The sequence below is a fragment of the Wenyingzhuangia sp. IMCC45574 genome (assembly GCF_054182685.1).
In genome coordinates this window covers 2285018-2298418 of sequence record NZ_CM135169.1, presented here as the reverse complement: position 1 = coordinate 2298418, position 13401 = coordinate 2285018, and the positions used below count along the sequence as shown (strand labels likewise).

9 protein-coding genes are annotated in these 13401 nt (G+C 35.8%); 4 read left to right on the top strand and 5 right to left on the bottom strand.

Features of this window, described 5'->3' with window-relative positions:
* Position 1 precedes the first annotated feature (1 nt).
* On the top strand, positions 2-2902 hold the full coding sequence (locus ACXHHC_RS09760) for an alpha-amylase family glycosyl hydrolase (RefSeq protein WP_458226185.1): 2901 nt from the start codon (positions 2-4) through the stop codon (positions 2900-2902).
* A 170-nt stretch (positions 2903-3072) separates the two neighbouring features.
* Here ACXHHC_RS09760 and ACXHHC_RS09755 read toward each other — a convergent pair whose 3' ends face one another.
* From ACXHHC_RS09755 to ACXHHC_RS09735, 5 genes are all read right to left on the bottom strand, one after another.
* Positions 3073-3999: a malate dehydrogenase gene (locus ACXHHC_RS09755; RefSeq protein WP_458226184.1), complete on the bottom strand. Its 927-nt coding sequence runs from the start codon at positions 3997-3999 to the stop codon at positions 3073-3075.
* Between the two features lie 377 nt (positions 4000-4376).
* On the bottom strand, positions 4377-5111 hold the full coding sequence (locus tag ACXHHC_RS09750; RefSeq protein WP_458226183.1) for a hypothetical protein: 735 nt from the start codon (positions 5109-5111) through the stop codon (positions 4377-4379).
* Positions 5112-5205: 94 nt separating this feature from the next.
* On the bottom strand, positions 5206-7143 hold the full coding sequence (gene gyrB / locus ACXHHC_RS09745; protein WP_458226182.1) for a DNA topoisomerase (ATP-hydrolyzing) subunit B: 1938 nt from the start codon (positions 7141-7143) through the stop codon (positions 5206-5208).
* Between the two features lie 873 nt (positions 7144-8016).
* Positions 8017-8628 carry a hypothetical protein gene (locus ACXHHC_RS09740; RefSeq protein WP_458226181.1) on the bottom strand — a complete coding sequence of 204 codons (612 nt, stop codon included), beginning with the start codon at positions 8626-8628 and terminating at the stop codon, positions 8017-8019.
* Positions 8629-8781: 153 nt separating this feature from the next.
* Complete coding sequence (locus ACXHHC_RS09735; RefSeq protein ID WP_458226180.1) at positions 8782-9516, bottom strand: DUF7003 family protein; 735 nt, start codon at positions 9514-9516, stop codon at positions 8782-8784.
* Positions 9517-10132: 616 nt separating this feature from the next.
* On the opposite strand from ACXHHC_RS09735, the gene ACXHHC_RS09730 reads away from it, so the two are divergent.
* The 3 genes from ACXHHC_RS09730 (at position 10133) to ACXHHC_RS09720 (ending at position 13343) form a co-directional block, all read left to right on the top strand.
* Positions 10133-11584 carry an SLC13 family permease gene (locus ACXHHC_RS09730; RefSeq protein WP_458226179.1) on the top strand — a complete coding sequence of 484 codons (1452 nt, stop codon included), beginning with the start codon at positions 10133-10135 and terminating at the stop codon, positions 11582-11584.
* A 37-nt stretch (positions 11585-11621) separates the two neighbouring features.
* A complete protein-coding gene (locus ACXHHC_RS09725; RefSeq protein ID WP_458226178.1) occupies positions 11622-12857 on the top strand; it encodes a porin in 1236 nt (411 codons plus the stop codon).
* 219 nt (positions 12858-13076) lie between these two features.
* Positions 13077-13343 carry a hypothetical protein gene (locus ACXHHC_RS09720; RefSeq protein WP_458226177.1) on the top strand — a complete coding sequence of 89 codons (267 nt, stop codon included), beginning with the start codon at positions 13077-13079 and terminating at the stop codon, positions 13341-13343.
* The last annotated feature ends 58 nt before the right edge of the window (positions 13344-13401 follow it).

Sequence of the window (13401 nt, the reverse complement as noted above, 5' to 3'; positions counted from 1 at the left end):
TATGATTCATAAATTCCTAAAAGCAATCCTGCTTTTGGTAGGGTGTATATCGTCCTATGCGCAGGTAACTATAAGTCCTTTTCCTTTTGAAATAGATCAGGAAACACCCATTACTATTACGGTAGACCCTAATAGTACGGCAACAGATAGTAACGGGTTTAACAACCCGAGTAAAGTGTATATGCACTCGGGTGTTGGGTCGGATGCCAACCCTTGGCAACATGCAATAGGGAATTGGGGGCAAGACGATGGTGTGGGAGAAATGACCTTGGTTGGAGGACTTTGGTCTATCACTTTTGTACCTAAAGATTATTATGGGCTGACCAGTTCTGACTTTTCTTCCATTACCAAAATGGGAATGGTTTTTAGAAATGAAAATGGAAGCCAAGAGCTAAAGGATAATGGGAATTCAGATTTTTTCTTTGGCATTGGATCTTTTCAGGCAACCTTGTCAAGTCCAACAGAAGGAAGTACTACTGTTGTGGGTTCAGGAAATAACCTAGCAGTAAGTGCATCTAATACAAACGGAAATGCAACCTATACTTTAAAAACCAAAGAAGGTGTTGTTGTAAATACGCAAAGCAATATTTCTGTTTACAATTACACACTAGCTAACATAACAGATAACGAAACCTATACTTTAGAGATCGAAAAATCTGGGAAAACAATTGCTAGAGGTTTTAGTGTTTTGGTAGCTCCCAATGTGGTGAGTGAGGCTATGCCTACAGGTTTAAAGAATGGAATAAATGCTGTTTCTGCTACAGAAGCTACATTGGTGTTAGATGCACCACACAAGGATTTTGTGTATGTAGCAGGGAGTTTTAATAACTACGACCCGGGGGTGAATTATGTAATGAAAAAAGATCCTACTTCGGGTAAGTTTTGGCTTACACTATCAGGACTATCAGCAACAGAAACGTATCAGTATTGGGTGGTAGACCAAACTCCTATTGCCAATTCTCCTAGTATGGTGAAAACGGCAGATCCTTTTTCTACATTGGTCTTGTCTCCTTTTGACGATCCATATATTTCATCGGATACTTATCCAAATATGCCAACATATCCAACAGGGCAAGAAAGAGAAGTAACGGTACTGCAAACACAGGGTGATGGGTATATGTGGCAAGTAAACAACTTTGTAAAACCTAAAAAGGAAGATTTGGTAGTGTACGAAGTCTTGGTAAGGGATTTTGATGCAGATAGAAATTATCAGGATTTGATTGATAAGATTGATTATTTTAAAGGCTTAAACATCAACGCAATTGAGTTGATGCCCGTTATGGAGTTCGAAGGAAATGAAAGTTGGGGGTACAATACTTCTTTTCATATGGCTTTGGATAAGGCTTATGGAACATCGGCTAAGTTTAAAGAGTTGGTAGACGTTTGTCATCAGAATGGTATTGCAGTTATTTTAGACATTGCTCTAAACCATGCTTTTGGTAGAAATCCATTGGTTAGAATGTGGATGAACGATGCTGATGGTGATGGATGGGGAGAACCCAGTTCTGAGAGTCCTTATTTTAATGAAACACCTAAGCACAGTTACAATGTAGGGTCCGATTTTAATCATCAACAAACCAGAACACAGGAATATGTAAAGCAGGTGGTGGAATATTGGATAGAGGAGTTTAAAATAGACGGATATCGTTGGGATTTAACCAAAGGGTTTACACAGAATTGTACCGAAGCTAACGAGTCCTGTACCAATGCTTATCAGCAAGATAGAGTAACTGTTTTAAAACAGTATGCAGATTATCAGTGGGCATTAGATCCTAATCAGTATGTAATTTTTGAACATTTAGGAACCAATACAGAAGAGCAACAATGGGCAGATTATAGAGTTACTGGAGAGGCAGATGGAATTGCCAAAGGAATTATGATGTGGGGTAAAGTTACAGATGCTTACAATCAATTAACCATGGGGTATTCTAGCAATGCAGCTATTTCGGCTATGGATTATAGAACTAAGGGGTTTGCCAAGCCAAGATTGTTGGGGTATGCAGAGAGTCACGATGAGGAAAGGTTGATGTATAAGAATCTTTCTTTTGGAAACTCGGCCTTGTCTAGTCATAATGTAAAAGACATAACGGTTTCCTTGTCTAGAATGTCTACACATGGAGCTTCGTTGTTTACCATACCAGGGCCAAAAATGATTTGGCATTTTGTAGAATTAGGAATGGAGCATTCAATTTATACTTGTGCTTCTGGAACCGTAAATACACCAAGTGATCCGGTTGCTGGAGATTGCAAGTTAGATACCAAGCCACAACCACAGTGGGTAGAGAATTGGGAGCTGGATAGTCATCGAAAAAAAATATACAATGATTGGTCTAGACTTATTGAGTTAAAGGTACACGAGCCTGTGTTTGAAGGAGACTTTTCTATTTTACCAGATGGAAACAATATAAAACAACGAATCTATGTTTGGGATAATGGCCTAGCAAGCGATGTGTTAAAAAATGTGGTAGTACTGTGTAACTTTTCTGTGGCGAGCCAAACCATCAATCCAAATTTTCCTTATACCGGAACGTGGTACGATTTAATGGACGGAACTGGAACTACATCTATGGAGGTAAGTAATGTAACTTCTGGAATTACCATAGAACCAGGGCAGTTTAAAATATATGGGAACCAACCTTCTTACAGTACGTTAAGTAATGAGATTGTTAAAAATGACAAAACAGTTTCTGTGGTTCCTAATCCTGTTACGAGTGAGTTTAAAATTAGCATAGCAACAGATGAGGTTACTGTGTATGATATTACTGGAAAAGAGGTGCAACAATTTAAAGGAGGTTTTGCAAAAGGAGCGAGTTATAATTTAGGGCATCTAAAAAGAGGGATCTACATTTTAAAAATAGATAAATCAAATAGTTCTTATATAAAGAAGTTGATGAAGAATTAATCCGTGAGTTAAGTTGATTATTGTTTAAGTAAGAAAAACATTGAGTTAGTGATGATGTTTTTTGTGAAGGCCGCTACACATTTTTTGTGAGCGGTCTTTTTTAGTAAAACATAAAGCCTTTTACTAAAAAAGTAAAAGGCTTTACAGGGTGTTTATGTAAGGTTTAGTTATTAACTTTCTAACAAGCCATTGGTTTTTTTAACGGCTGCTGCAGACTCGGCAAATTTTGCCATTTCTTCATCGTTTAATTCTATCTCAACAATTTCTTCTAGCCCATTTTTACCCAAAATACAAGGTACACCAATACACAATCCTTCTTGTCCGTATTCTCCTTCTAAATACACAGAACATGGGAATAATTTTTTAGCATCGGTTGCAATTGCTTGTACCATTGCAGATACTGCTGCTCCTGGTGCATACCAAGCAGAAGTTCCTAGCATTTTAGTTAAGGTAGCCCCACCAACTTTGGTAGCTTCGGCAATTTCGCTTAATTTCTCTTCGTCTAAGAATCTAGAAACACGCATAGAGTTTCTAGTTGCCAAACGAGTTAAAGGAATCATTCCAGTATCAGAATGCCCTCCAATTACCATTCCGTCAACATCAGATAAAGGAGCGTTTAAAGCTTCTGCCAATCTGTATTTAAAACGACCAGAGTCTAAAGCACCACCCATTCCAATAATTCTGTTTTTAGGAATGTCTAGTTGTGTTTTTACCAAGTAGGTCATAGTATCCATTGGGTTAGATACAACTATAATAATAGCTTCGGGAGAATATTCTAAGATATTGGTAGCAACAGATTTTACAATTCCGGCATTAATTCCAATTAACTCTTCACGTGTCATTCCTGGTTTTCTTGGAATACCAGAGGTAATTACTGCGATGTCCGAACCTGCTGTTTTAGAGTAGTCGTTAGTAGATCCAGTAATTTTAGTATCAAAATTATTTAAAGAAGCGGTTTGCATTAGGTCCATTGCTTTTCCTTCTGCGTAGTTTTCTTTAATGTCTACAATTACCACTTCAGAAGCGAAGTCTTTAATGGCAATATATTCTGCACAAGATGCTCCTACGGCACCAGCTCCAACTACAGTTACTTTCATGTGATTATGGTTTTAAGTGATTAATTTCTTTTAGGTGTACTAAAAATAAGGAATTGTAGCTTATGTGAATATGATTTCTGTCACTAAACTAAAAAATAGAACAGAATCGATTTATTTTTAAAAATATTAAACAAAACAGTCTTTTTGTTATGAATATAATATTTAATAATTGCTTTTTGTGGTGATTTATGTGTTTGTGAGCTTTGTTTTTGAGTATTTACTTTTTGAGTGAGCTGTTGGTTGTGGGGTACCGTACTAAAAAAGCCCATTAAGTAGTTCTTAATGGGCTTTTGTATTTGTAATTTTTTATCTAAAACTGGAAGAATTCCAGTATGTATGCAATTGTATTCCAGTTAAGAAAGCCAAGCTGCTTTGGTTTATTGCTTTTCAATAGTCGTGCTTATTTTCATGTCAATTTTTTGTCCTTGTACTGCCATGTTCATCAACATAATCATACTATCAATATTACCTGTTTTAACGTCAATGCAACCCGTTCCAGAAATTACTCCATTAAAATTAGGGATTTCACCACTTAAATCTACATTTACTTTACCAGATTTAATGCTTGTAACTTTATAAGTAACGTTTAGAGTAAAACCTTCTTTGGTTGTTTTAGAAAACTTCCATTCGCTTCCTACGCTTACTTTTTCCGTAGGGAAAGTCATGCTATTCATGTTTTCTTTAAACTGCTGAATGTCTGGATTTCCTGATTGAATGGTAGCGTTTTTAATATTACCAATCTTGTCGTAATCAAATAAAACGGTTGATTCTAGTAAAGCTTTCATGCTGCTATGTACACCTTTGGCAAAAGGATCCATAGTTGCTTCGTCTGTATTAGAGTCGTATTTCATGTTCTGACCATTTGCAGCCATGTCCATGGTTACTTGGCCAAAGCTCATTAACGAACTAAACCCTTTTTTGTTGGCAGTTTTTATATGCATAGACATGTTCATCGACATGTCCAGGGTCATCATAGTATCTATTTTTTGATGCAGTGTTATGTTTTGTTTGTACACATCTCCTTCTTTGTACTTGTAGCGTAACAATACGCTTTTTTGGCTAAATGAGATGGTGGTGATAAGTGCGAATAAGGCAAATAAGATTTTTTTCATAATAGATTCTTCTTTTAGAAGCTACTAAATAAAACAAAAAGGAGATAAAAATAGCTTTTATCTCCTTTAAATTTATATAAAATGTTGATGTGTGTTAAGCATCAATGTTTGCGTATTTCGCGTTTTTCTCTATAAACTCTCTACGTGGTGGTACTTCATCTCCCATTAACATAGAGAAAACTCTGTCTGCTTCTACATCGCTATCTATAGTAACTTGTCTTAAAGTTCTGAATTCTGGATTCATGGTGGTATCCCATAATTGCTCCGCATTCATCTCTCCTAAACCTTTGTAACGTTGTATACCTGCAGATCCTCCAAACTTCATGTTAATCATGTCACGTTGGTTATCGTCCCAAGCGTATTCTTTTTTAGCTCCTTTCTTAACTAAGTACAATGGTGGAGTAGCAATGTACACATATCCTTGCTCTACCATTTCTCTCATGTATCTAAAGAAGAACGTTAAAATTAAGGTAGCAATGTGAGAACCATCCACATCGGCATCACACATAATTACTACTTTGTGGTAACGTAATTTAGATAAGTTTAAGGCTTTGCTATCTTCTTCGGTACCAATGGTAACTCCTAAAGCGGTAAACATGTTTTTGATTTCTTCGTTTTCAAAAACTTTGTGTTGCATTGCTTTTTCTACGTTTAAGATTTTTCCTCTTAATGGTAAAATAGCTTGGAATTCACGGTCACGACCTTGTTTTGCTGTTCCCCCTGCAGAATCTCCCTCTACTAAGAAGATTTCACATTTTTCTGGGTCTGTTTCAGAACAGTCAGATAATTTACCAGGTAAACCACCAATAGACATTACCGTTTTACGTTGCACCATTTCACGAGCCTTTGTTGCTGCATGACGTGCTTGTGCTGCTAAGATTACCTTTTGTACAATGGTTTTAGCATCGTCTGGGTTTTCTTCTAAGTAGTCTGTTAACATTTCTGATACTGCTTGACTTACAGCAGCAGAAACTTCTCGGTTTCCTAATTTTGTTTTGGTCTGACCTTCAAACTGAGGTTCTTGTACTTTTACAGATACAATAGCGGTTAAACCTTCACGAAAATCGTCTCCGGCAATGTCGAATTTTAATTTAGACAACATTCCAGAAGCCTCGGCATACTTTTTTAACGTTCCTGTTAATCCTCTACGGAAACCAGAAAGGTGTGTACCTCCTTCGTGTGTGTTAATATTGTTAACGTACGAGTGTAAGTTCTCAGCATAAGAGGTATTGTATACCATGGCAACTTCTACAGGAATTCCGTTCTTTTCTCCTTCCATAGAAATAACTCCTGCCGTTAACTGCTCACGTGTACCATCTAAATATTTTACAAACTCAGAAAGTCCTTCTGTAGAGTGGAAAGCTTCCGATACATCGTTCCCTTCGTCGTCTTTGGTTCTTTTGTCTGTTAAAGTAACTGTGATTCCTTTGTTTAAGTAGGCCAATTCGCGCATACGAGCTGCCAAGGTATCGTAGTTGTACTCTGTAGTTTGTTGAAATATAGATTTGTCTGGAGTAAACGTTACACTGGTTCCAGTAATATCAGATTCTCCTACAGTTTTAACAGGATACAGGGCTTTACCTCTTTCGTATTCTTGCTCCCAAATTTTTCCTTCTCTGTATACGGTTGCTTTTACATGGTCCGACAATGCGTTTACACACGAAACACCAACCCCGTGTAAACCTCCAGATACTTTATAAGAATCTTTGTCAAACTTACCTCCGGCACCAATCTTAGTCATTACTACCTCTAGGGCAGAAACTCCTTCTTTTTTGTGAATTCCAACCGGAATACCACGTCCGTTATCGTGAACCGTAACAGAATTGTCTTCGTTAATAATTACGGAAATTGTATCACAATGTCCAGCTAAAGCTTCATCAATAGAGTTGTCTACTACCTCGTATACCAGGTGGTGTAATCCTCTTACACCTACATCTCCAATATACATGGATGGTCGCATACGTACGTGCTCCATTCCTTCTAGTGCCTGAATACTATCTGCGGAGTATTGTGGCTTCATTTCTTCGCTCATACTTATATTATGTGTTTATTAGAATTTTTAGTTTCAAAACCTATCAAATATAAATAAATAAGACTGTTTCCCATAGAATTGTTAATAAAAAGTAGAAAAACTAGCAAATCCTAAAAATGGCTTAAAAGGCTTAAAAAACGCTTTATTTTAAATTCTGGGCTTGTAGAATTGTGCTTTTTTTCTGTTCTAACAAAAAAGGGGCTTAAATAAAAGATTTTGATTTTGGGAATGGGCTAGTTGGGGTGAAAGTCTAGTTTGATTTTTTCTTTTTTTGGGGATTCTGAATTGTTAAGTTTTTAATGTATTGTCTAATTATGTACTATAAATTGGTGCTCTCCCGAAGTTTCGGGACTTTCTAGTATCTATATCATAATTAGCGTATTTACGCTAAACTCCTTTTTGGCTGATATTGACTTTATATCCTTCATATGATGCTCTCTCGACACTTTGTGATAGGGTCAGGTTGTGTTTATGAATATTTATCGTACATACGATTTAGATCGTAAAAGTACTCGAAAGTCCCGAAACTTCGGGAGAGCACCAGAGTGGGTTTTCATCATCTTCAATTTCGATTAAATCTAGTCTGACTAACTGAGTAATTATTTTTTCTGGTTTTGGGTGTGGCTTATTGTTATTAGCAACAAATGAATCAGTATGAAGTTTCTGTTCCTTAGAGTAATAAATACGTTTAAGGTTTAGTATTTGTTCATTGGTTAAATTCATGTCGTTAATTAAGTACAACGGGTTTAATAAGCTTAGGTTTTGGGTTGATAGGGCAGAAGTCTATCAACTAAAACAAAGCTTGTTTAAAAGTACAGAACTTTAAGTTTAGAACAAAGCCGAAAATTGAACTTGTTTGTTGGCTAATGTTTTTTAGATTCCAGCTGTAGCATTAATATTACCCCAGTGCGAATTATTCGGTTTACTCTCTTTTTTTAAGATAAAAAGTTTAGCTTTTTCATATACTAAATCAATCAGATTGAAATTTAAATTTGTTTCTAAAATGTATAGCTCTTTTTTATGGTTGTTTTCTGGTTTCAGAACAGGTTTTGAGTAATTACTATAATTAAAATATTTAGTCGTTTTTATTATACTAGAGACTTCTTGTTTTGTTTCATTTTTCAACTTTTCTTTTTCACTAAACTTTTCCTCCAATTTTTTTTTCCAATTAGAGCTTTTGAGTAATTCATTTATTACAAGTGAAATGTATTTTCCGATTTCAATTTTTCCAGTATTTTGATAAAATACTTTCAAAAATTCGTATTCAAAATTTTTAGAAGTATAGCTAAAGAAATTTGCTCCAATATCTAAGTAGTATTTTTTTTCAATGAACAATCCTGTTTTAAATTCTTCAAATTTGAATTCAATAACATTAGATTCATATAAGTGGATAATAGTTTGAATAAAAAATAAATCTACTGTAAATTTTTCAAGCAATAGACTGTAGTTTAGTTCAGTAGGGTGTGTTTTAGATTTATCTTTCATTACAATATTAGCCAACGGTCTAGTATAATCGTTAGTTACGGGTTTATATGCGTTAATTTTCGGTTTGGCACTGATTTTAGCAATTCAGAGTGGATTCGGACGTAGTCGAATCCGCCGTTATTGCGGTTATACATTGTTGCCAAACGTACTTTTCTATAGTGTTCCACCATCTGGCCAGTTTTTCCAATGATTATTCGGTTCATTAGTTGGTTTGTAGAATTCCGTTTTTCCAGTTTCCAAAACTTTGGCTATTTGCCTAAACGTTTCATTTTTACTTGGAAGTTCCGAATCAGCACAATCTGGATGATACCATTCAGTCAGTTCCATAATTTTTGGTAAATCCGATGGAATTCGTTCTCTTATTTCTTGTTCGGTTGCTTCTAATTCATTGTTGTATTCAGGCTCTAAACCTCTTATAAATTCCCAAACGAAAATTTTGTCTTTATCCTCGAGTTCAATCCCTTTATTCAGGTAAAATTCTCTATTGTGGTTAATACTCAATTCTTTTCCGCGTAAAAGCATCGTTTTTGCTTGTGGATTTAGACTTTCCAAATATTCTTCGTCAAAAGTCGAGTTGTCCGCACTATTGTCCGTTATATATAAAAAGTTTGCGTTGTCGGTTCCAGGCTTTGTTTCTATACAGTTACCAAAAATGTGTAGACAATTAGAAGTTCCGTTGTGTCCTCCGCCACGATAATTAAATCCGATTACTTCGATGATTAAAGCCCATCGTTTTTCATCTCGGTAAGCATTCATCTTTGAGTGAATCGGATAAACGTAGCCATTGTCCAACATTGGAAAGGTAAACTCTTCAGCACATTTGTCAAGTTGCTTTAGTATTTCCTTTGCTGAATATTCCTGTTTTTTCTTAAACCCAAAGATGTTCATTCGTATGTTTGCTAACTCGTTATAAGTGTACAAAAGGTAAGTTCATTCGGTCTATAGCAATCGAATCGATAAGCCAATCTCATAGCAATGCTTACCCACTCAAATATAAACTAATTTTCCATAGCATTTAAGGAATAAAATAGCAGTATAGTAGCACACCAAAATTTCTACCGTATAAAAAAGAATTAGGACTATAGTAAAAAAGAAACGAGAACGGTATGAAAAAGAAATAAGCACCGTGTGATAATCTAAAATGGCGGTCACCATTTTGTAAAACGGCGGGCAACACTTTGCAAAACGGCGGGCACCATTTTTACAAATACTTGGCAATACATTTATTGGCTGTTTTTGGGGTAAAAAGTATAGGTACTACAATATACTAAAAAGATAGAATACGGTACAACAAAAGAAAAAATGGAGGGTTGCATCTTTAAGATGTCAATTAATTGGGGAGAATTTTACATAAAATAGTGTCGAAAACGATATCACTACACACAAAAAATAAAAGAAGAGCCATTCTTTGCATTATCTGTAAAAATGAGCAGGTATGACCAAAGTCATATTCTAAAAAAGGGGTTCTAGCGAATTTTACAGTATCAAACTAAAACACATTGGTATGGCAGATTCAAGGCTAGATTCGATTAGAAAATACAAGATGGTACAAACCATGGTCGATTTTCAGGGACGAATTATTAATTTCTTAATTAGTATCATTTTGGCTTTTGGAGGAACGTATCTTTTACAGTCTCCAGAGTTAGATACCCCCCAAATTTATGTATTATTCCTATTAATATTATCCGTTTGTTTATGGGTAACAGAGGCCATTCCCCCCTTTACGGTCGGACTCTTAATTTTTGGGTTCTTGGTTTTTGCCCTCGGTAAACATTACCACGATATAGATCCTACCACATCTAACAAAATTGTGCAAAAATACGTGCAAACATGGTCTAACTCGGTAATATGGTTAATGTTAGGTGGTTTCTTTATGGCACAAGCCATGCAAAAAGTAGGGCTAGATAAAACCATATTTAAACTAACCATTAAACGTTTTGGAACCAAACCAAGATATGTATTGCTAGGGATTATGTTGGTAACGGCTATTTTCTCTATGATTATGAGTAACACAGCTACTACTGCTATGATGATTGCATCGGTATTGCCTTTTTTAAAGACTTTACCCAAAGATGCTAAAATTACCAAAGCCTTATTAATTGGTATTCCTGCAGCAGCATCGTTAGGAGGTATGGGGACTATTATTGGTTCGCCACCCAACGCGGTAGCGGTAGATGGGTTGTTGCAAAACGGAATTCAATTCGGATTCTTAGAGTGGATGATGATTGGTTTCCCGGTAGCGATTGTATTGGTACTTATTTTCTGGTTGATTTTAATTAGCAAATTTATTCCTAGAGTATCTACTATAGATTTAAGTTTCTTAGGAGAGGGTGAGCCAGAAGAAGGGTCTACAGAAAAAATATTCTTACTAAAAAAGAAATTTGTATTGGGAGTATTGGTAGTAACCATGTTGTTGTGGTTAACAGGAAAGTTACACGGAATTTCTGCTTCATCGGTATCTATGTTGCCAATTATGTTGTTAACCATGTTCCGTATTGTAAACTCAGAAGACGTTAGAAAATTACCTTGGGATACACTAATGTTAGTAGCAGGAGGTTTGTCTTTAGGGTTGGCAATTAAAGAAACAGGATTGGCTGCTTATTATGTAGGGTTAATTAATCAATACGATTTAAATTTTGGGGTAATGATTGCGGTATTTGCCTTAATAACCGTAGTGCTATCTAACTTTATGAGTAACACGGCTACAACGACTATATTAATTCCTATTGCAATTATTTTAGCTACGGACAATCCGTTGATTTTACCCTTAGTAATTGGGTTTAGTGCTTCTACAGCTTTGTTCTTCCCAATTTCTACACCGCCCAATGCAATTGCCTTTAGTACAGGGTTAATAACGCAAAAAGATTTCCGATTTGGAGGACTTATAGCGGGGCTACTCGGGCCATTAATTGTGGTATTGGTAATTCTAGGGTTCCAAATGGTTGGGTTGATTTAGAAGTGATTGAATAATTCAAGAATGTAAAGAAGAAATAATGATGAGGTTTAGAATTTTAATTATCGTTTTATTGTCTGTAATAGGGTTGCAGGCACAAAAGAAACCAAAAATAAAATGGAATATCACCACACAGTTTTGGGCTAGGTATTCAGAATTGAACGAAGGGACAGAGATTAATGGAGAGAAAACAGATAATTATGCAGATGTTTCTATCCGTAGGTTAAGAATTCCGGTTACGTCTCAGATTACAGACAACATATATGGATATGCCTTGTTTGGAGGGAATAACTTTAATCAGAAGTCTAAAAACTTTCCATTGCAAGTATTGGATTTGTACTTGGAGTATGCGTTTAGCAAAAAGTTTGAAGTTGGTATGGGGAAATCTGGTTGGCAAGGATTGGACAGATGGAACGTACGTTCTTCTAAGTCTCTAATGGGCTTAGACTCACCTTTATTCTCTTTAACTACGGTAAACAGAGACGATGATTTAGGACGAAACTTAAGTGTTTGGTTCAAAGGTCAAGTAGCAAAAATAGATTACCGTTTTGTGATTTCGAATCCGATTTCTGTATCCTCTGCTCCTAATGGTAAAGTTGATTTTGCAAACAACAGACCAAGAAAGCGTTTTTCTACTTATGTAAAGTACCAGTTTTTTGAGGAAGAATCGAATAAGTCAGCTTACCAAACTGGGACTTATATCAACAAAAAGAAGGTGTTTAATATTGGTATTGGTGGACAGTTTCAAGAAAAAGCGTTTGCAGATGGAGATGCCATGTTGCCAGAAACCAATTTGTACGATATGAAAACTTGGGCAATAGATTCTTTTTTGAGTTTGCCTTTGGCTAATGAGCAAGGAATTACTGCTTATTTAGGGTATTACAATTTAGATTTAGGAAAGGATTATATAAGAACAGTAGATGCCAACGGATCTGTTTTTGATAGCGGTTCTGGAAGCACCTACAATAAGGATGGTAACGGTTATCCTATGATGGGAACAGGAACTACCTGGTATACACAATTTGGATATGCGTTTCCAGTCAACAAAAAAGTAATAGCACAACCGAACGTTGCCATTCAGCATTCAGATTTTGATGCATTGGAAGATAAAATGACCGTATATGATTTTACGGTGAACTTTTTCCTAAACGGAATGGGGCATGGGAATAAGATAAGTTTAGGGTATCAGTACAGACCAGTATTTGATGCTAGTACGTTAAAAGAGATAGATAGGAAAGGGATGGCGGTATTGCAGTACCAGATTACCATTCGATAAATTCAAAATCGAAGTTTTTAGTTCTTGAATCTAGTGTCTAGGTTCTTGAATTTAAGAGATAGTTGTTTTTTTTATTAGTTGTTCGTGAAAACAGCCAGGTTTCTATAGGGAATTTGGCTGTTTTCTATTTAAAAGAAACTAGGTTGAATAAACCTTTTTCAGTCCATTAAAACTTTTGTAATTTCGCATCCTTGAAGTCTGAATTTAAATAGCATAGAAATGAGTAAAATAATGCCTGTAGACATCTTGTCTAGCATCAAAGGAGCAGAGTCTTCTGAGGCGGTGGAGAAGTTGTTCGACGTGATTAAAAACGCAGAAACAAATAATAATTCATCAAATCAGAATGCAAAGAATGCGGTGTCTATAGACAATTTGCGAGAAGATGTAGTAGAACACAGTTCAGAAATCACCAAAGAAATCATTAAGGAAAACTTTCCTAAACAGAAGGATGGGTACTTGGTAGTGTCTAAAGTAATAGAGGGGTAAGGATACCGCTTTATGCTGTATGCTATAAGCTCTATGCTTAAAGCCTATTGCCTAAAGC